The sequence below is a fragment of the Nonomuraea maheshkhaliensis genome, from assembly GCF_039529435.1.
GTDB lineage: Bacteria > Actinomycetota > Actinomycetes > Streptosporangiales > Streptosporangiaceae > Nonomuraea > Nonomuraea maheshkhaliensis.
Genome location: NZ_BAAAMU010000050.1, coordinates 17,669 through 35,160, shown reverse-complemented (window position 1 = coordinate 35,160; position 17,492 = coordinate 17,669). Strand labels below are relative to the sequence as shown.

At 70.0% G+C, this 17,492-nt stretch carries 21 protein-coding genes and 1 pseudogene; 11 read left to right on the top strand and 11 right to left on the bottom strand.

Annotated elements, in window-relative coordinates; all coding sequences use genetic code 11:
- Positions 1 to 35: 35 nt before the first annotated feature.
- The gene (locus ABFX54_RS29580) at positions 36 to 638 is read right to left on the bottom strand and encodes a hypothetical protein (protein WP_346109838.1); all 603 of its coding nucleotides are present in this window, start codon (positions 636 to 638) and stop codon (positions 36 to 38) included.
- 203 nt (positions 639 to 841) lie between these two features.
- Here ABFX54_RS29580 and ABFX54_RS29575 point away from each other — a divergent pair, with 203 nt between their 5' ends.
- From ABFX54_RS29575 to ABFX54_RS29550, 6 genes are all read left to right on the top strand, one after another.
- Positions 842 to 1,006, top strand: a complete 165-nt coding sequence (locus ABFX54_RS29575; protein WP_346109837.1) for a hypothetical protein — start codon at positions 842 to 844, stop codon at positions 1,004 to 1,006.
- A gap of 212 nt (positions 1,007 to 1,218) precedes the next feature.
- Entirely contained in the window at positions 1,219 to 1,416 is a 198-nt protein-coding gene (locus ABFX54_RS29570) for a PLD nuclease N-terminal domain-containing protein (RefSeq protein WP_346109836.1), read from the top strand.
- Complete coding sequence (locus tag ABFX54_RS29565; protein ID WP_346109835.1) at positions 1,413 to 2,294, top strand: ABC transporter ATP-binding protein; 882 nt, start codon at positions 1,413 to 1,415, stop codon at positions 2,292 to 2,294. Before ABFX54_RS29570 ends, ABFX54_RS29565 begins: the two co-directional genes overlap by 4 nt.
- On the top strand, positions 2,291 to 3,037 hold the full coding sequence (locus ABFX54_RS29560; RefSeq protein ID WP_346109834.1) for a hypothetical protein: 747 nt from the start codon (positions 2,291 to 2,293) through the stop codon (positions 3,035 to 3,037). Before ABFX54_RS29565 ends, ABFX54_RS29560 begins: the two co-directional genes overlap by 4 nt.
- 33 nt (positions 3,038 to 3,070) lie before the next feature.
- The gene (locus ABFX54_RS29555; RefSeq protein ID WP_346109833.1) at positions 3,071 to 3,370 is read left to right on the top strand and encodes a hypothetical protein; all 300 of its coding nucleotides are present in this window, start codon (positions 3,071 to 3,073) and stop codon (positions 3,368 to 3,370) included.
- Positions 3,345 to 3,788, top strand: coding sequence for an SRPBCC family protein (locus tag ABFX54_RS29550; RefSeq protein WP_346109832.1), 444 nt, complete (start codon positions 3,345 to 3,347; stop codon positions 3,786 to 3,788). Before ABFX54_RS29555 ends, ABFX54_RS29550 begins: the two co-directional genes overlap by 26 nt.
- Before the next feature lie 32 nt (positions 3,789 to 3,820).
- Here the strand turns inward: ABFX54_RS29550 and ABFX54_RS29545 are convergent, their stop codons facing one another.
- Positions 3,821 to 4,426: an Rv1733c family protein gene (locus tag ABFX54_RS29545; protein WP_346109831.1), complete on the bottom strand. Its 606-nt coding sequence runs from the start codon at positions 4,424 to 4,426 to the stop codon at positions 3,821 to 3,823.
- Between the two features lie 240 nt (positions 4,427 to 4,666).
- On the opposite strand from ABFX54_RS29545, the gene ABFX54_RS29540 reads away from it, so the two are divergent.
- Positions 4,667 to 5,716 (top strand): class I fructose-bisphosphate aldolase, encoded by a 1,050-nt coding sequence (locus tag ABFX54_RS29540; RefSeq protein WP_346109830.1) that lies wholly within the window; start codon positions 4,667 to 4,669, stop codon positions 5,714 to 5,716.
- 13 nt (positions 5,717 to 5,729) lie between these two features.
- On the opposite strand, the gene ABFX54_RS57090 is transcribed toward ABFX54_RS29540, so the two are convergent.
- Together ABFX54_RS57090 and ABFX54_RS29535 are read right to left on the bottom strand one after the other, a co-directional pair.
- A complete protein-coding gene (locus tag ABFX54_RS57090; RefSeq protein WP_428834587.1) occupies positions 5,730 to 5,834 on the bottom strand; it encodes a hypothetical protein in 105 nt (34 codons plus the stop codon).
- A 101-nt stretch (positions 5,835 to 5,935) separates the two neighbouring features.
- Positions 5,936 to 6,553 (bottom strand): annotated as a pseudogene (locus ABFX54_RS29535) (CBS domain-containing protein); the annotation flags it as partial.
- A 233-nt stretch (positions 6,554 to 6,786) separates the two neighbouring features.
- Between ABFX54_RS29535 and ABFX54_RS29530 the strand changes: the two are divergent.
- Entirely contained in the window at positions 6,787 to 7,428 is a 642-nt protein-coding gene (locus ABFX54_RS29530) for a CBS domain-containing protein (protein WP_346109829.1), read from the top strand.
- Positions 7,429 to 7,520: 92 nt separating this feature from the next.
- On the opposite strand, the gene ABFX54_RS29525 is transcribed toward ABFX54_RS29530, so the two are convergent.
- The 7 genes from ABFX54_RS29525 to ABFX54_RS29495 all read right to left on the bottom strand — a co-directional run bounded on the left by ABFX54_RS29525 (position 7,521) and on the right by ABFX54_RS29495 (position 12,276).
- Complete coding sequence (locus tag ABFX54_RS29525; protein WP_346109828.1) at positions 7,521 to 7,991, bottom strand: fructose 1,6-bisphosphatase; 471 nt, start codon at positions 7,989 to 7,991, stop codon at positions 7,521 to 7,523.
- A 31-nt stretch (positions 7,992 to 8,022) separates the two neighbouring features.
- The gene (locus ABFX54_RS29520; protein WP_346109827.1) at positions 8,023 to 8,973 is read right to left on the bottom strand and encodes a sigma-70 family RNA polymerase sigma factor; all 951 of its coding nucleotides are present in this window, start codon (positions 8,971 to 8,973) and stop codon (positions 8,023 to 8,025) included.
- Between the two features lie 140 nt (positions 8,974 to 9,113).
- Entirely contained in the window at positions 9,114 to 9,875 is a 762-nt protein-coding gene (gene pstB, locus ABFX54_RS29515; RefSeq protein ID WP_428834586.1) for a phosphate ABC transporter ATP-binding protein PstB, read from the bottom strand.
- A gap of 80 nt (positions 9,876 to 9,955) precedes the next feature.
- A complete protein-coding gene (locus ABFX54_RS29510) occupies positions 9,956 to 10,099 on the bottom strand; it encodes a hypothetical protein (RefSeq protein ID WP_346109825.1) in 144 nt (47 codons plus the stop codon).
- Positions 10,100 to 10,402: 303 nt separating this feature from the next.
- A complete protein-coding gene (locus ABFX54_RS29505) occupies positions 10,403 to 10,903 on the bottom strand; it encodes a phosphate-starvation-inducible PsiE family protein (RefSeq protein ID WP_346109824.1) in 501 nt (166 codons plus the stop codon).
- Between the two features lie 149 nt (positions 10,904 to 11,052).
- Positions 11,053 to 11,667, bottom strand: a complete 615-nt coding sequence (locus ABFX54_RS29500; protein WP_346109823.1) for a DUF1345 domain-containing protein — start codon at positions 11,665 to 11,667, stop codon at positions 11,053 to 11,055.
- 117 nt (positions 11,668 to 11,784) lie between these two features.
- Positions 11,785 to 12,276, bottom strand: a complete 492-nt coding sequence (locus tag ABFX54_RS29495) for a DUF2267 domain-containing protein (protein ID WP_346109822.1) — start codon at positions 12,274 to 12,276, stop codon at positions 11,785 to 11,787.
- A gap of 57 nt (positions 12,277 to 12,333) precedes the next feature.
- On the opposite strand from ABFX54_RS29495, the gene ABFX54_RS29490 reads away from it, so the two are divergent.
- From ABFX54_RS29490 to dnaK, 3 genes are all read left to right on the top strand, one after another.
- Positions 12,334 to 14,967 carry an AAA family ATPase gene (locus ABFX54_RS29490; protein WP_346109821.1) on the top strand — a complete coding sequence of 878 codons (2,634 nt, stop codon included), beginning with the start codon at positions 12,334 to 12,336 and terminating at the stop codon, positions 14,965 to 14,967.
- Between the two features lie 124 nt (positions 14,968 to 15,091).
- Entirely contained in the window at positions 15,092 to 15,565 is a 474-nt protein-coding gene (locus ABFX54_RS29485) for a general stress protein (RefSeq protein ID WP_346109820.1), read from the top strand.
- A gap of 33 nt (positions 15,566 to 15,598) precedes the next feature.
- Positions 15,599 to 17,491: a molecular chaperone DnaK gene (gene dnaK / locus ABFX54_RS29480; RefSeq protein ID WP_346109819.1), complete on the top strand. Its 1,893-nt coding sequence runs from the start codon at positions 15,599 to 15,601 to the stop codon at positions 17,489 to 17,491.
- The last annotated feature ends 1 nt before the right edge of the window (position 17,492 follow it).

The window sequence follows — 17,492 nt, the reverse complement described above, 5'->3', positions numbered from 1 at the left end:
CGGGCGGGGCGGCGCGCCGCCGCCGGGGCCGGCGCTCAGACATCGTCCCGGCGGCGCAGGACCGCGGCGGTGGCGGCGAGGCCGCCCGCCGCGATCAGGCCGAGGCCGAGGGCGTAGGGCGCGGGGTCGGGCTGGGTGGCGCCGTCGCCGGTCTTGGCGGGGCCGATCGGCTTGGGGTAGCCGACCCGCAGCCAGGTCCGGGCGTCGAGGTCGGTGCCGTTGCCGAACAGCGACACCTGGTAGGCGCCTGCGGGCAGACCGGCGTAGGTGCGTACGGTCAGCGTGGTCTTGCCTTCCAGCGGGTGGCGGCCGAAGGCGCGCGAGTGAACGACGGCGGCGTCGGTGCCGCCCGGCAGGGTGACGGTGATCTTGACCCAGTCGCCCCGGGCGGAGATGACCTTCGGTGACACCGTGATCGCCGCCGTGGGCGCGGGCGTCGTGGGCTCGTCGGTCGGTTCGTCCGTGGGTGGCTCGGTGGTCGGCTCGTCCGTCGGCGGTTCGGTGGTGGGCTGGCTGGTGGTGGGTGTGGGACTGGCGGGTGACGTCGGGCTCGGCGTCGGGGTTGCGGCGAGGGCCGTGCTCGTGGCCAGTAGGCAGGCCGCGGCACCGGACATCAACGCCGTGACGATCCGGTACATGATTGCCTCCGAGGGCACCGTCAGGGGTGCCGGTGAACATGTCCTTTCTTCTCACTCAACCGCCGGGTGGAGGCCGGGGTCAGGGGCGAAGGTCGCGGCTTGCCCGCCGATCGGCCCGGCCTCGGCCTGAGGTGGGACGTTCGCCTCTGGTCCGTGACCGGAAAACGGGGGCGACGGTGAGAGGGAGTCGAACGAAGGAGGCGATGGTCGTGCCCAATCTCGGTATCGCCATCGTGCGACAGTACGAGCGCGGCGTGGTGTTCCGGCCCGGCAAGGTACGCGACACGCGCAGCGGCTACGCCGTGTCCCTCGTGCGGAGGCCCGCCAGTGCTGGTGAGCCTGCCATGCAGGATTCCTTTGTCCCCTGATGGGCGTCATCGGGCATGGACGCCCTGCCGGACAGGTCGAAAAGCATCAGAACCGAGGACCAATGGGTTGCCGATGAGGACCTCATGCCCGGGCGCGCGGGCTGAGCCGGCGCGAGGCTGGAGGGAAGAGCAGAAGAAGCGCGTGACCACCTGGCCCGCCCGGTCGCCATGGTACGGCCACGCGAGGTGACCGGCTGGAAGGGAGCCGGAACATGAGCGCCGATACGATCCCCGTTGCCGCGGTCATCCCGCTGATCGTCGTGGCTGGCTTGTTCGTCGGGTACTGCCTGGTGGACCTGGCCCGATCGAAGGTGCGTTTCCTGCCGAAATGGGCGTGGGTTCTCGTCTGCGTGGCGTCGGTGCCGTTCGGCGGCATCGTCTACCTGCTGATCGGCAGGCAGCCGCGATGATCGCCGAGACGCAGGGGCTGGAGAAACACTACGGCGCCCATCCGGCGCTGGCCGGCGTGGACCTCGCCGTTCCCGAGGGAACGGTCTACGGGCTGGTCGGTCCCAATGGCGCGGGCAAGACCACATTGCTGGCCATCCTGGCCGGGCTGCGCCGGCCGACCAGCGGCGAGGTACGCCTCGCACCACCCCGCGGCCGGATTGCGCTGCTGCCCGACACACCGCAGTTCGAGCCATGGCTGACCGGACGCGAGGTGGTCGCCCTGGCGCGGCGGCTGGTCGCTCCCGGCCTGCCGGCCGCACGCGTGGATCGGGTGCTCGCCGACGCGGAGCTGACCGGTGCGGCCGACCGGCGGGTCGGCGGCTACTCGCGCGGCATGCTGCAGCGGCTCGGCCTGGCCGCTACTGTCGTGGGCGAGCCGGAGCTGCTGCTGCTCGACGAGCCCGCCTCCGCGCTGGATCCTGCGGGGCGGCGGGAGGTGCTCGACCTGATCGCGAGCTTGCGCGGCAAGGCCACGGTGGTGCTGTCCAGCCACATCCTGGCGGACGTGCAGGAGGTGTGCGACACGGTGGGCATCCTGCGCGAGGGCCGGTTGCTGTTCCAGGGCGGGCTGCACGACCTGCTGGTCGGCCGGGCCGTGCCCGCCTATCTGGTGCGGTTGCGCTCGCCGGTCGGCCGCGTGGCCGACCGGCTGCGTGCCGAGGAGTGGGTGGCCGGCGTGGACGTCCTGGACGACCAGCGGCTGCGCGTGTCCGTGCACTCCCTGGCGGCGGCCGAAGGGCTGCTGCCCGGTGCCCTCGCGGCCTGCGAGGCCCGCGTGATCAGCCTGTATCCGCAGGCCGCCGACCTCGAAGACGTGTTCCTGGAGCTGACGTCATGAGCCTGTGGCAACTGGAATGGCTGCGCCTGGTCCGCACCCGGCGGCTGATCGCGATCCTGGGCGCGTACCTGTTCTTCGGCCTCACCGGGCCGCTCACCGCCCGCTACCTCGACCAGATCCTCGGCAGCATCGGCACCGAGGGCGTTCAGGTGCGATTCCCCCCGCCCACGCCCGCCGACGGGATCGCCCAGTTCACGGGCAACGCCGCCCAGATCGGGCTGCTCGTCGTGGTGCTGGCCGCGGCCTCCGCGCTGGCCTTCGACGCCCGCCGCGAGATGGCCGTCTTCCTGCGCACCCGCGTGCGCGGGATGGCCGCCATCATCCTGCCCGCCTACGCCGTCACCACCGGGGCCGCCGTGACTGGCCTGATCACCGGCACGGCCGCCGCCTGGTACGAGACCGCGGTGCTGCTCGGCGGCCCGCCGCCCGCCGGCATGCTGATCGGCCTGGCCTGCGGCGCGCTGTTCCTGGCCTTCGCCGTCGCGCTGACCGCCCTGGCCGCCGCTCTGACCCGGAGTGTGGCCGGCACGGCGGGGGCCGCGCTCGCAGCGCTTCTCACCCTGGCGGTCGCGGACGGGCTGACCGGAGCGCTCTGGCTGCCCACCCGGCTCGCCGGTGCCATGGAGGAACTCGTGCGCGGAGAGCCGGCCACCGGCCTGCCCCTCGCCGTGGCCGTCACGGCAACGCTCACCATGGTGGCCCTGGCCGCCGCGGTCGCCCTGACAGGCCGCAGAGAGCTCTGAAGCACACCGGAAAGTGAAAGCTGGTGATCTGCGGTGAACACGTGGGCGACCTTACTGATCGCGGCGGCCGCCGCCTTCGCCCTCGGCCGCTTCGGGCAGGCGGCGAGAGAAGCGCACGGCAAGTTCGTTACCTATCGGGCCGTATGGTCGCCGGTTCACGACCTGGATCAAGAACCTCGTCCTGTTCACGGGTCTGTGCGCGAGCGTGGTCCTGGCGATCGTGCTCCTGGTCCGCTGGTCATGATCCGGATCGAGCGGAGCTTCAGCCAGGACCCAGCGGTCTACGGGCAAGGAGAAGGGCTCGACGATGCGTCACATCTGTACCCGTATTGACATCGACGTTCCACCTCAACGGGTCTGGGAGGTCCTGACAGACTTCACTGCCTACGCCGAGTGGAATCCTTTCATCCGGGAGGCAGCGGGCAGGGCAGAGGCAGGAAGCAAGCTCACGCTTCGTGTTCATCCGCGTTCTGGCAGGCCGATCACCTTCCGCCCGACGGTCCTCGCCGCGGAGCCGTACCGGTTGCTGCGCTGGCTCGGTCATCTGGCGGTGCGGGGACTCTTCGACGGAGCCCACCAGCTCGAGCTGACCGCGACAGCGGCCGGTACCCACCTGGCGCACAGCGAGACGTTCACCGGCATTCTGGTGCCCGTGCTGAGGAGACAGATCGCCGACGCGGAGGAGGACTTCAGGGCCTTCGACCGCGCGCTGAAGGCACGCGCGGAAGAAGCCGTGGACACACCTGGATAGTTCTTCGCCCTTCACCATCGCGCCGACGGACCTCATGGCCGGTGCCGGTGGCGCCACTGCTCGTCAGTCCGTTCCCAGGCGAGCTCCCATTCCCTGTACCGGACCCGATCCATCCAGCGCCGCCAGACCACGAACGAGACGAGCGCCAGGAAGGCGGCGGCCAGCATGATCAGCAGGCCCGCGGCCATCCCTCTCATCCGCGGGACCGCGGGGTCGGTGGGCGGTGGGGCGGGTGCACCAGAGGCGTCGAGCCACACCGTGACAGGTGAGCCCGCCTTGGCCGCAGGAGGCACCGGCACCTGGGCGATCCGTTCCGTGCCCGTCGATGTCGCCCAGCGCGCCGCCGTCACCGGCCGCTCGGAGGGAATCTCGGTGAAGGAGACGCGAGAAGGAGGAGCGTCCTGCAGAAGTGTGGCGGTGACCTGGTAGCGCGTGCCGGAACGGGCGTGCTCGTCCTGCCAGGCGGTCTCGAAGACCAGCCGTCCGCCCAGTACCGCCGGCCAGACGCTGAGCAGTACCAGGGTCAGGGTGGCCAGCACGAGGACGGACTCCAGCCGGTCGGAGGGCCGCCGCAGGGGATTGCCGTCAGGGCGGTACAAGCGCAGTCGCAACATCACCGGATTGGTCGACTTGTTCATCGGGACCTCCTCGGTCTTCATCGTGCGGGGCGCCCGCGCGAGCAGGCAGGGCCGTACGGTTCCTGCGGAGCGGGACTTTCGTCCCGGCACATGAGAACTCCGCCGTGCGCCCGGTGATGGCGGGACGTTCGGCCCTGGCGTCGCCGCCCGTGGGCGAGCAGCGTTGTCGGTGGACGCCGGGCGCGGCCCTCGTGCCGGGTATGGGGGAGCCGGTCGGCGTCACGGTGGAAGGAGCCGGAGATGGATCTGAAAGCGCTGCTGGGAGACGAGGCCGGATACCTGCTGGAGCACCGGGCGACGGGTGTGGCGCGCAACCGGCTGCACCTGCCCGGCCCCGACTTCGTCGATCGGGTGGTGGCCTGCACCGACCGGAGTCCGGCGGTGCTGCGCAACTTGCAGCAGGTCTTCGGCACCGGCCGTCTGGCGGGGACGGGCTACCTGTCGATCCTGCCGGTCGACCAGGGTGTCGAGCACTCGGCCGCCGCGTCGTTCGCGCCGAACCCGGCCTACTTCGACCCCGCGCAGCTGTGCGAGCTGGCGGTGGAGGGTGGCTGTAACGCGATCGCCTCGACGCTCGGGGTGCTCGGAGCGGTGTCGCGCCGCTACGCGCACCGGATCCCGTTCATCGTCAAGATCAACCACAACGAGCTGCTCACCTACCCCAGCCGCTACGACCAGACGATGTTCGCCTCGGTCAAGCAGGCGTTCGACCTGGGCGCGGTCGCGGTGGGGGCCACCGTCTACTTCGGTTCCGGGCAGAGCATGCGGCAGCTGCGGGAGGTGCGGGAAGCCTTCCAGCAGGCGCACGAGCTGGGCCTGTTCACCGTGCTGTGGGCGTACCTGCGCAACGAGGCATTCTTCAAGGACGGGATGGACTACCAGCTCAGCGCTGATCTGACGGGTCAGGCCAACCATCTGGCCGCCACCGTAGAGGCCGACATCGTCAAGCAGAAGCAGCCCCAGTGCAACGGCGGCTTCCGGGCGCTGAAGTTCGGCAAGACCTCCGACAAGGTCTACAGCGCGCTGGCCGGCGATCACCCGATCGAGCTAACCCGCTGGCAGGTGGCCAACTGCTACATGGGGCGAGTCGGGCTGATCAACTCCGGCGGGACCTCGCGCGGGCAGGGCGACCTGGCGCAGGCGGTGCGGACCGCGGTGATCAACAAGCGGGCAGGCGGGATGGGGCTGATCGTGGGCCGCAAGTCCTTCCAGCGGCCGATGGCCGACGGGGTCGCGCTGCTGCATGCCGTACAGGATGTCTACCTCGATCCGGACGTCACGGTCGCGTGACGGCCACGAGCGCTCACGGCAGGACGTGCTCGTCCTGCCGCGGAACGATCGCGGGCCAGCCGAGCTCGGCGCCGATCCGGTCGCGCAATGCGGCGGCGGCGCCGGGTTCGCCGTGCACGACGTAGGTGGCCTCTGGCGCCCGGCCGGCCGTGCGCAGCCAGGCTTCCAGCTGAGCTTGTCGATGACGTCGACCACGCCGTCCACGCGGCCGGCCATCCGGGCGGCGATCCTGGCGTCGCTGCGGCGGTCCATCCAGCCGGTGAGCGTCACGATGCCGTGCTCGGTCCTCACCTTGATGCCGAGGGTCTCGGCCCAGAGCGCGCGTTCCAGCACGTCCTCGCGGATGGTTCGGGCGATGTCGGCGTCGGGGCGGACGAAGACCTTCAGCAGGTCGCGCCGGCTGACGATGCCGCGCAGGATGCCGTCGCCGGTGGTGACGATGAGGCGTTTGACACCGTGCTCGTCCATCGCGCGGGCGGCCTTCACGATTGCGGCGGTGGCGGTGGCGGTGGCGGTGGCGGTGGCGGGGACGGTGACGGTGACGGCGGGGGCGGTCATCAGGTCGGCGGCGGTGTCGCCGGCGGCCTTGCGGCGCCTGCCCGCGCTCTCCGGGGACAGGCGGTGGCGCAGCCGGGTCTTCAGCGGCGGCTTGTAGCCCTCCTGGTAGTAGAGCTCCTGGAACTCCTCCTTGCACAGCAGGTCGGCCTCGGAGACGACGCCGAGGACCCGGCCGGCGTCGTCGACCACCGGGACGGCGCTTACGCCGTGTTCGACGAGCGTTTCCGCGATGTCCTTGAACGGGGTGTCCGCGTGCACCGAGAGCACCTCGCGGGCCATGACCTCGTTGACAGTGACGTGCATCGTGCTCCTCCTTCCGGGGCCTGCCTTCATCGCAGCGCGTGCCCGCCGACGGTGGCAGAAGCGGAGGTCACCTGCTCGCATGCCGTTGGTCAGGCCGGCGGTCCGGCCAAGGAGGCACCATCCGGGCCCGGCGGCGCGTACGGGGCCAAGGTCCTCCAAGAGCGGACCTTCTGCCCTGGGCGGGTGCGGTAGCGGGTGGGAGCCTGCGGGTGACGGAGGTGATGACCATGGCACTCCAGGTCAAGGACGTGATGAGCAGGGAGGCGGTGGCGGTCCGGGAGGACACGCCGGTCTCCCGCGTCATCTGGACGTTGCGTTACTTCGGCGCCGGTGCCGTGCCGGTGCTGGATGCCGGCCGGCGGGTGGCTGGCGTGGTGTCGGAGGACGATGTGCTGATGCGCGAGTGGGCACCAGGGAGCCCTTCCGGATCCACGGCGGCTGCGATCATGACCCGTCCCGCGCTGACCGTGCACATGGACACCCCGCTGCGTGAGGCCGCCGGGCTGATGCATGACCACCGCATCAGGGAACTCCCCGTGGTGGACGCGGAGTCCGGTCAGATGCTCGGTACGCTGCGGCGCTCCGACCTGCTGAAGGTGTTCGCCCGGTCCAGGACGGCGATCACCACCGAGATCCGCGAGCAGGTGCTCCCGGCTCAGCTGGGTCCTGACGCCGCGCAGGTCGTCGCCACCGTGCGGCCCAGCAGGGTCGTCGCCCTGCACGGCAGGGTGCCGCCGCACGCCAGCATGGACGCGCTGGTACGTGCGGTGCGTGCGGTCGAAGGCGTCGTGGACGTCATGGTGGACGTCAAGCCCGGCCTCACCCAGGACCCGCAGCCCGCGCAGCCGTGACACCGGCCGGTACGGCATCGCGGTGCCCGGCCGGCGAGCCCGGACACCGCTGCCGGCCGGCTCAGGCCGTCGGCGCGATCAGGGGTCGGTGCTCATCGGGGTCCAGCGGCTGGCGAGTCGTTTGGTGAGGGCGGCCATGGTGGCGTATTCGAGGTCGTCCAGGGGCAGCCGGCGCGGCTCGGACGGGCCGTGCCGGCGATCAGCGACAGGCGCTGGGTGCTGGTTGGCCGCGACCTGCTCACCGAGCTTCTTGGAGGTGACGGCGTGCACGACGTAGCGCGCTCCTCGAACTCGACCTCGGCGCGGCCGGGCCCCATGCCCCGCAGGTTGCCGGAGAAGGCGTCCGACAGCAGGTCCTGCCCGGCGCCGTACAGGCCCAGATCCTCGGCGATGCGGGTGGTGGCCTGGAAGATGCCCCACGCGAAGGAGCGGACCAACCGCGCGTCCGGGCCGTAGGCGTGGGTCATGATGAGCGAGATGTCGTCACCGCAGGCGGCGACGTGACCGCCGATCAGGAGCCCCGGCTCGGCGGCCTTGCCGATCTCGCGGCGGGCTCCGACCACTGCGTGACGGGGCCTGGGCCTTCGGCTTCGTTCAGCCTGCCCACTCAGCGAGTACTGTGTGCCGTCGTGGGTCGCGCAGCCGGGCCAGTGCCTGCCTTTCCAGCAGGTGGATCCGCCGGGACGGCAGGCCAAGCCGATCGGCGATCTTCTGGATGCCGTGCGGGTGCCCGTCGTGCAGCCCGTACCGGAGGGTGATGACCATCGCCTCGTCCGGGGGCAGCGCGTCCACCAGGGAGCGCAGCTGCTCGGCCAGCCGGCGGTTCTCCGCCACGTCCGCCACGCTCATCCCGTTCGGATCCTCGATCAGATCCGCCAGCATCGTGTCCTGCTTCTCGCCCACCGGGGTGTCCAGGCTCACCACGCGCCTCGTTATTCTGCGCAGGTGGGCGGCCTTGAGCGGCGGCCAGCCCGCCTCGGCGGCCACCTCGTCGAGGGTGGGGTCACGGCCCAGGCGCGCGGCCAGCTCGTGTTCGACGCGCCCGTAGCGGGCAACCTGTTCCAGCACGTGTATGGGCAGGCGGACCGTTCTGCCGCGGTGCGCGATGCCGCGCTGGATGGCCTGGTGGATCCACCAGCTCGCGTAGGTGGAGAACTTGAAGCCCTTGGTGTAGTCGAACTTCTCCACCGCCCGGATCAGCCCCAGGTTGCCCTCCTGGATCAGGTCGAGCAGCGACAGGTCCCGCTGCGGGAACTGCCGGGCGAGCGAGACGACCAGGCGCAGGTTGGCGCGGATCATGTGGTCCTTGGCGAGCGCCCCTTCGCGGGCCATCGCCTCCAGCTCCGCGCGCCGCGCCGCCGCCGTCCCGTCCTGCTCCAGCAGGCGGGCCGCGTACACACCTGCTTCGATGCGCTTGGCGAGCTCGACCTCCTGCTCGGCGGTGAGCAGCGCGGTGGCGCCGATCTGTGTCAGGTACCGCCCGAGCAGGTCCCGGTCGTCCTCGGGCTCTCCCGGCTCGTACCGCATCAGATTGTCCTCGCGCACGATGCCACCCCCTGTCGGGTATGCGCCGTCTCCCGTCAGGGAAGCGGCCCTGCCCTGCTTTCTCAGCTCACCAGCGCGCCACTTCCCGCGCACAGAGGCGAAAGACCTCCGGCCTCCCGGCGAAATCCGGTAGCTGCCGATCAGCCGAACCGTCCGGTGATGTAGTCCTCGGTGCGCGGGTCGGCGGGGTTGGCGAAGACCTTGGTGGTCAGGTCGTACTCGATCAGGCGGCCGTGCCGTTCGCCGTGCTCGTCCGCCTCCACGGTGAAGAACGCCGTTCGGTCGGAGACCCGAGGGGCCTGCTGCATGTTGTGGGTGACGATGACGGTGGTGTAGTCCGCGGCCAGGTTTTGCATGAGGTCTTCGATGCGGGTGGTGGCGATCAGGTCGAGGGCCGAGCAGGGCTCGTCCATGAGGAGGGCCTCGGGCCGGACGGCGATGGCGCGGGCGATGCACAGGCGTTGCCGCCGGCCGCCGGACAGGGACAGCGCGTTCTGCTTGAGCTTGTCCTCGACCTCCTCCCACAGTGCGGCCCTTCGCAGGGCCTGCTCCACCACGTCAGGGAGGTCTTGCCGGCGGTGGCCGGTGATGCGGGGCCCGTAGGCGACGTTGTCGTAGACGGACTTGGGGAACGGGTTCGGCCGCCGGAACACCATGCCGATCCGGCGCCGCACCTCGATCGCGTCCACCTGCGGCGTGTACAGGTCCTCGCCGTGGTACAGGACGGTGCCCCCGACGCGGGCACCGGGGATGAGGTCGTTCATGCGGTTGAGGCAGCGCAGCACGGTGCTCTTGCCGCAGCCGGAGGGGCCGATCAGCGCGGTGATCCGGCGCGGTGGGACGCGCAGGCCGACCTGCCGCACGGCCTCGAAGCCGCCGTAGGACACCGGCAGGCCGGCCAGGGTGAAGGCGGGTCACGGAGGTCGCCGAGGTCCTGCCGCGGCAGATTCAGGGTTGTCGCGCCGGAGGTCAAGGGTACGGGTCACCACCGCTTCTGTGATCGGTTGCGGATGAGGACGGCGACGGAGTTCATCGCGATGATGAGGATCAGGAGCAGCACGATGACCAGCACCGCGAGGGTCTGCCGGATGGCCTGGACCACGGTGCTGCAGGCGGTCGCCGTCACCGACAGCAACTGCAGCCAGTTGCCTTCTCCATGCCTTTCACCGCGACCGGGCGCGTGGATGTTTTCGACTCCGACCCGGAGGGCGGGGCTCAGCGGGCGCCGCCCGTTCGTGTTCACCGACTCGGAGGCAGGGGTTCCGGACGTGCTGTCAGCCGACGACGAAGGCGGGTGTGGGTGGCGCGCAACCGGAGGCGGGCACCCTCTTCGGCCCGCTGGACCCGGCGTGCCGGGGCACGGCCTGCGCCCGGACAAGCGGCCGAGCCAGGTACGGAGAGAGAAGGGCTGACGAGGATCGATCAGCTCTCATGCGGAAGCGCTGGAGTCGCCGCACCCGGCGGCGGACGGGGTGGGCCGCCGGTGCGACCATCGCGCCAGCGCCAGCGCCGCGACCAGTATGAAGGCGCTCCCCGCATAGATGGCGAGCTCCGTGAGCTGCTGGCGGCTCTCTGCCGGATTCACCGAAATCGTCAGCCGGACGACCACCGACAGGAGGTGCCGAATGATCGCGATGATGCCGACGATGATGAACGGCTCCAACTGCAGGCGACCGCCCGCGAGGTGGGTCTGCACCGTCACGAAGATCTCCAGCACGATCAGCACGAGGAGCAGCTCTTCCAGGATGACGATGATCTTTTCAGCGCCAGAGGCCCCTCCTTGGACGATCGTGAGGGCCAACAGCGCGAGAATACCGACGCCCAAAGCCAGCAGCGCGAACGACACCAGGTAGAGGATTCCGTGCTCGGCAGCGACCAGGATGGCCAGCAGCCTGCTGTTCCCTGGCTTGTGCGCGACCTCGTGCGCCACGGCGTCGGCCGGAGACGAAGGTCCGGGCCCACCTGATCTGTCCGCTGAGTTGTTCATGAGCCGTATCTGCCCAGCTCAGCGCAGCTGATCGCCGACCGCCCCGCTGGCCGGCATCCCGCCTGGGGCTGGCAGATCGCCCTGACCAGGGGCTACTTGCCCAGGTCGACGACAAGGTTGATGGCCACGGCGAGGATGCCGGTGCTGAAGAAGTAGGACAGCAGGGCGTGAGCGAGGGCGACCTTGCGGATATGCGTGCTGACCACACTGTTGTCGGTGACACCGAAGGTCACGCCGATCGTGAACGCGAGGTAGGCGAAGTCGCTGTACGCCGGAGGATCCTCCTGCCTGAACTCGATGCCGCCGTCCTCGTCCACGTAGTAGAGCCTGGCGTACTTGAAGGCGAACACCGTGTTCACCAGGCCCCACGACACGATGACCGTCACCATGCTCAGGATGACCAGCGCCGTCGTCAGCGGGGTGTTACTGGCGGTGCGGACCAGCGCGAGCGCGACCGCCCCCAGGCTGGCCACCGCGCCGATCAGAACGCCGGTGTCGGTGGACCGGGCGTCACCCTCGTCCTTGGCCAGCCGCTTGGTGTCGTGGTGGTCCTTGGGCCAGCTGATCAGCCACACCCAGACCAGGCCCACCGTCGCGGCCACACCCCAGCCGACCAGTGGCGACAACTCCGGGACCCCCAGCCGCCAGGCAACCGCCGCCATGACGACCCCGGCCCCCAGTGACGTCAGCACCCGGCGCACCGACATGACGCGCTTCCCAGCGCGTGCCCTGTACCCAGACCTCACCGCTCCAGCATCCCAATGAGCCTCGGCGCCCACGGGACCCCCGGCCGGTGTGTCGTCAATCGGCGTTCGGGTGGGCGATCAGGGCAGGATAGGGGTCAGATCCTTCGGCATGGTGGACTTCACGTCCTCCCACTCGCCATCGGTGATGTGCTTCCTGAGCGCCTGCAAAACCTTCTTGACCAGTTCTTCCTCGCTTTCCTGGAGCTCGAAGGCCAGCTCGCAGGAGATACGGTCGAGGAACTCCTTGCGATGGGCCTTGACCGGCACGGTGCTCGGACGCCAGCCGTCGTAGTAGACCCCGCGGATCAGCAACGGCAACTGGGCGGCGAGCTGGGCGCTCTCGTCCACGGTCAGCCGGTCGCGCAGCGCGTGCAGCACGACGCGCAGAGCGGCGTAGGATTGGTTGCGGCGCTCAGGCGTCCAGCCGTGCGCCTCCTCGATCTCCCGCAGCACGCGGTTCGTCTTGTCCACCGTACGGTTGAACGGCGCATAACCGGTTTCCGCCATCTCCTTGACCCCTTCCTCGCCTCGGCGGGCAGGCCTTGCGTCAAGTTTCGGTTCGGCGGACATGGGTCACATCCCCCAGCCGGGTAGTCGTCCCGCCAGGAACGAAAGATCTTGTTGGGCATGGGATTCCCCGGTTCCTGTCGTGGCAGGCGCTCCGTGGGAGGAGTAATGCGGGGACGTGATCGGGAATGGCGTCACGTAGAAAGCCTGCTGCAGAGGTTGCGGCGAGGTGGGAGCGGGACGCTGCTGGTGGATGGAGAGCCGGGGTCGGGGAAGAGCCGGCTGCTGTCCGAAGCCGTCGCCGAGGCGTCCGAACGCGGGATCGGAGTCGTGCACGGCAGGGTGGAGGAGCTGGGCGAACTCGTTCCGTGCGGCATGTTGCTGGCTGCCCTCGACCTGCGGTCCGAGCCGGGTGGCGATGACGGTTCGGCCCGCTCCGGCTCGCTGGTCCTGGAGCGGCTGCGGGCGGGTTTTGAGCGGCTGGCCACGGGGCCGGTGCTGGCCGTGTTCGACGATCTGCAACGGGCGGACCCGGCGACGCTGAGGATGCTGCACACCCTGCACGACATGCTCGCCAACCTGCCCATCGGCTGGCTGATGTCCCGCTCGACCTCGCCGGACGCGTGCCAGGCCGTGGCGCTGTTCGACATCCTGGAGCGGGCGGGCACCGACAGGGTGACGCTCGCACCGCTGTCGTCAGAGGCGGTCGCGGCACTGACGGCGGACGCGGTCGGAGGGTTCCCCAATCCGGCGACGCGGGCGCTGGCGGCCTCGGCAGGGGGGAATCCGCTGCTGATCACCGAGCTGTTCGCGGGGCTGCGCGAGGAAGGGCTGCTCTCCGACGGGGAAGTGGCGGGGGCCCGCATGCCTGACCGGCTGCGGATGGTGGTGCGAAGCTGGATGGACACCCTGAGCGCGGAGGCCAGGAGCCTGGTGGAGATGATCGCCGTGCTCCGTCGCTCGTCGTCTCTGGAGCATGCCGCGTCGCTGCTCGACACCACACCGGCGGCACTGCTCACGGTCACGGAGGAGGCGACGGCCGCGGGCATCCTGCTCGTGACCGAGCACGGCCTGACCTTTCGTCATGATCTGGTCGGGGACATCGTCGCCGCGGGCATCCCCCCATCGGTGCGACGGACCCTGCTCGACCAATCCGGTGTTCTCATGGGCGCCGAGCGGGTAGGGCCGGCCCGGCTGCTCACCGGTCCAGCCTCCACCGAGATAGAGGCGGCGGTCGCCAGCGGCCGGTTGGACGAGGCCGAGCAGATGGCCCGGGACCGCCTCGCCGAGCACGGGTCCGTGTACGGCTCGGCCGAGCTGCGCTGCCTGCTCGCGGACACCATGTACTTGACGGGCCGGGGTAACGAGGCGATCTACGAGGCCGAGACTGTGCTGGCGGTGCCGGGCCTACCCCGCCATGTACGCGACCGGGCGACCCTCGTGCATCTGTACGCCACGGCGCGTCTGCGGGGCGCCGGCTGCTCGCGGTCGTTCGCGCAGGAGGTCATCGACGGGGAGGACCGATACGGTCCCGCGGCCAGGACCGCCGCGCTGGTCGCCCTGGCCATCGCCGAGCGTCGCGAGGGCCGGCTCTCCAGCGCGCTGGCTCTGGCGGAAAGTGCCGGACGGCTGGCCGGCGCCGACGCGACGAAGGAACGCCGCTTCGAAGCCTGTCTGACGGCCGCCGCCGTGCTCGTCGACGTCCACCGGCTGGACGAGGCGCAGGCTCTGCTGCGCCAGGCGCGCAAGGACATGTTCGGTCACGGTCAGATGGCCTGGGCGGCGGACGCCTCGGCGCTGGCAGCCCGGCTGGAGCTGCTCGCGGGACGTTTCGACGGCGCGGTCACCGAGGCGAGGAGGGCCCTGGACCTGGCCGGCGCGCTCCACACGCCGTTGTCGGCTGCGGCGGCCGGCGCAGTGCTGGCCGCTGTCGCGCTGCGGCGCGGCGAGCTGCAGGAGGCGGTTCATCACCTCGCGGAGCGGCCTGGGGGAACGGCCGAGGCACGCTTTCGGCACGCTCTGCTGTGCGCACAGGTCGCGGAGGCACGAGATGGGCCGCGCAGCGCGATGACCCTGCTCGCGGGGCTGCCCCATCCGCTGCCGCTCGGCATGGAGGCCGCGGCGGGCCCCTGGATGGTCCGTGTCGCCCTGGCCGCGGACGAGCGGGCGATGGCCGGGTCCGTGGTCGCCGCCGCAGAGGCCCTCGGCCGGGCCAACCATGCGTTTCCCACGCTGGCCGCCGCCGCGGCGCATGCCCGGGGCCTGCTCGACGGGGATCGCGACGCGCTGGCCCTGGCCGCCGGGTCGGCCGAGGACGTGTGGGCGCGGGCCTCTACCGAGGAGGACCTCGGCACGATGCTCGCCGCCGCCGGGCAGCGCGTGGCGGCGGCTCAGAGCCTGGACCGCGCCCTGTGCCTGTATCACGACATCGGTTCCGTGCGGGACTCCGCGCGTATCCGGCAGAGATTGCGCGGCGTGGGAGTACGCCATCGGCACTGGAGCTACGCCGAGCGCCCGGTCTCCGGATGGGAGAGCCTGACCGAAACCGAGCACGGCATCTCGTTGCTGGCGGCGGACGGATGGACCAACCGGCAGATCGCCGAACAGATGTCCATCAGCGTGCACACGGTCGCGTTCCATCTGAGGCACGTCTTCCGCAAGCTGAGCATCAGATCCCGGGTCGAGCTCGCGCGGCTGGCGGCGGAGCGGTCGGGGCCCGTCCCGGTCAGCCGCCCGGGCGCAGGGCGCTGCTGATCCCCCGCTGGCGCGGGGTTACGGCGAATGACTACATACCTGGGGGATGTGGCCGCGAGAAGCCTGGGTGACAGTGGAAAGCGTGGTCATTCAGATTTTCGCCTGAGGCGGGAGAGGAGGGGCCGTGTCCCTCGCGCCATCGGATCCCATCGCAACCAACCTGGAACCGATCGCAAGCTCGCACAGCTACAAGGAGGCGCAGAAGATCGTCGACTACCTGTCCGACCACGGATTCCCCGTGCGCGGAACGCTGATCGTCGGCGTGGGCCTGCGTTCAGTGGAGCAGGTCGTCGCACGCATGACCAATCTGCGAGCCGCCGCCTGGGGTGCGGCGGGCGGAGCCTGGTTCGGACTGCTCATCGGCCTGTTCCTGGCGATCTTCACGACTACGGTCGCAGCAGTGTTTCCCCTGGTGTTGTGGGGGCTGCTGTGGGGTGCGGTCGCGGGAGCGATCTTCGGCCTGATCTCACACATGACGCTGGGCGGTAAGCGGGACTTCGTCTCCGAGAGCGCCCTCGTCGCTGACAGATATGAGGTCCTCGTCGAGTCGGAGCACGCGACCAGAGCTCGTGAACTGCTGCGAGGAATGACCGAATAGAGCCCGAACGGGAGCACAAGGGGGAAGCGAGAAATGGCGAAAGCAGTTGGCATCGATCTCGGCACGACGAACTCGGTGATCGCCGCCACAGAGGACGGCCATCCCACTGTGCTGCCCAACGCGGAAGGCTCGCGGACGACTCCGTCCGTGGTCGCGTTCACTGACCAGGGCGAACGGTTGGTGGGCCAACTGGCCCGCCGCCAGGCCATACTCAACCCGAAAGGAACGATCTACTCCGCCAAACGATTCATCGGCCGTCGCTATGACGAGGTCGCGAGCGAAACCCACGCGGTGTCCTTCGACGTCGTCGAGGGCCCGGAGGGAGCCGTCCGCTTCCAGGTGGGCGACCGGCAGTACGCGCCGGAGGAGGTCTCGGCCCTCGTCCTGAGGAAGCTCGCCGCAGACGCGGCGAAGTACCTCGGTGAGAAGGTGACCGAAGCGGTTATCACCGTTCCGGCATACTTCAACGACGCCCAGCGCCAGGCGACCAAGGACGCGGGACGCATCGCGGGGCTCGAGGTCCTGCGGATCATCAACGAGCCGACGGCAGCGGCGCTCGCGTACGGGCTGGACAAGAAGTCCAACGAGACCGTGCTGGTCTTCGACCTGGGCGGCGGCACCTTCGACGTGAGCATCCTGGACATCGGTGAAGGAGTGGTCGAGGTCCGCGCCACCTCCGGGGACGGGCATCTCGGCGGCGACGACTTCGACCGCCGGATCGTCGACCACCTGGCCGACGAGTTCCACCGGGACCAGGGCATCGACCTGCGCAACGACCCTCAGGCTCTGCAACGCCTGTTCGAGGCGGCCGAGAAGGCCAAGGTCGAGCTGTCCGAGGTGACCCAGACCACGATCAGCCTGCCGTTCGTCACGGCGGACGCCTCGGGACCGAAGCATCTCAACACCACGCTCATGCGGTCCACCTTCGAGCAGATCACGGCCGACCTGGTCGAGCGGTGCGTCACTCCCGTCAAGCAGGCGATGGAGGACGCCAAGCTCAGGCCCGCGGACATCGACGAGGTGATTCTGGTCGGCGGGTCGACCCGGATGCCTGCCGTGCAGAATCTCGTGCGCCGACTGACTGACGGCAAGGAGCCCAACATGACGGTGAACCCGGACGAGGTCGTCGCCATCGGCGCGGCGGTCCAGGCCGGGATCATCAAGGGCGAGGTGCAGGACGTCGTCCTGCTCGACGTCACGCCTCTGTCACTCGGCGTCGAGACCCTCGGCGGGCTCATGACCAAGGTCATCGAGCGCAACACGACGATCCCGGCGCGACGGACCGAGGTCTTCAGCACGGCCGAGGATAATCAGAACGCCGTCGACATCGTCATCCTGCAGGGGGAACGGGAGCGCGCCGCCGACAACCGGGTACTCGGGCGCTTCCGGCTGGAGAACATCCGGCCCGCGCCACGGGGAGTGCCGCAGATCGAGGTCACCTTCGACATCGACGCCAACGGCATACTCAACGTCTCCGCCCGGGACAAGGACACCGGTGCCGAGCAGCGGATCACCATCAGTGAAAGCTCCAACCTGGACAAGCAGGAGATCGAGCGGATGGTCGCCGACGCCGAGCAGCACCGTACTGATGACCTCCGGCTCCGGGAGACCATCGACGCGCGCAACGAGCTGGACTCGGTCGCCTATCAGGTGGAGCGCCGGCTACAGGAGCTGGGTGACGCGGTGCCCGTGCACGAGAAGGCGCGGGGGGAGCAGCTCGTCCAAGACGCCAGGCAGGCGATCAAGGAAGAGGCGCCGGTGGACCGGCTGCGCGTGCTCAGCGGAGAGCTGCAACAGCTCTATCACGGACTCGGGGCCGCCGCGGGCGGCGGGCCGAGCGTGCCGCCGCAGGGCAGGACGGAACAAGCCCCGGCCAGTGACGAGGACGTGATCGACGCCGAATTCACGACCTCGGAGCCCGAGTGAC

What these genes read in the sequence shown, in the direction of transcription:
- ABFX54_RS29580 (WP_346109838.1), bottom strand. Translation starts at nt 638, where the DNA reads ATGTACCGGATCGTCACGGCGTTGATGTCCGGTGCCGCGGCCTGCCTA.
- ABFX54_RS29575 (WP_346109837.1), top strand. Translation starts at nt 842, where the DNA reads ATGGTCGTGCCCAATCTCGGTATCGCCATCGTGCGACAGTACGAGCGC.
- ABFX54_RS29570 (WP_346109836.1), top strand. Translation starts at nt 1,219, where the DNA reads ATGAGCGCCGATACGATCCCCGTTGCCGCGGTCATCCCGCTGATCGTC.
- ABFX54_RS29565 (WP_346109835.1), top strand. Translation starts at nt 1,413, where the DNA reads ATGATCGCCGAGACGCAGGGGCTGGAGAAACACTACGGCGCCCATCCG.
- ABFX54_RS29560 (WP_346109834.1), top strand. Translation starts at nt 2,291, where the DNA reads ATGAGCCTGTGGCAACTGGAATGGCTGCGCCTGGTCCGCACCCGGCGG.
- ABFX54_RS29550 (WP_346109832.1), top strand. Translation starts at nt 3,345, where the DNA reads ATGCGTCACATCTGTACCCGTATTGACATCGACGTTCCACCTCAACGG.
- ABFX54_RS29545 (WP_346109831.1), bottom strand. Translation starts at nt 4,426, where the DNA reads ATGAACAAGTCGACCAATCCGGTGATGTTGCGACTGCGCTTGTACCGC.
- ABFX54_RS29540 (WP_346109830.1), top strand. Translation starts at nt 4,667, where the DNA reads ATGGATCTGAAAGCGCTGCTGGGAGACGAGGCCGGATACCTGCTGGAG.
- ABFX54_RS29500 (WP_346109823.1), bottom strand. Translation starts at nt 11,667, where the DNA reads ATGTCGGTGCGCCGGGTGCTGACGTCACTGGGGGCCGGGGTCGTCATG.
- ABFX54_RS29495 (WP_346109822.1), bottom strand. Translation starts at nt 12,276, where the DNA reads ATGTCCGCCGAACCGAAACTTGACGCAAGGCCTGCCCGCCGAGGCGAG.
- ABFX54_RS29490 (WP_346109821.1), top strand. Translation starts at nt 12,334, where the DNA reads ATGGGATTCCCCGGTTCCTGTCGTGGCAGGCGCTCCGTGGGAGGAGTA.
- dnaK (WP_346109819.1), top strand. Translation starts at nt 15,599, where the DNA reads ATGGCGAAAGCAGTTGGCATCGATCTCGGCACGACGAACTCGGTGATC.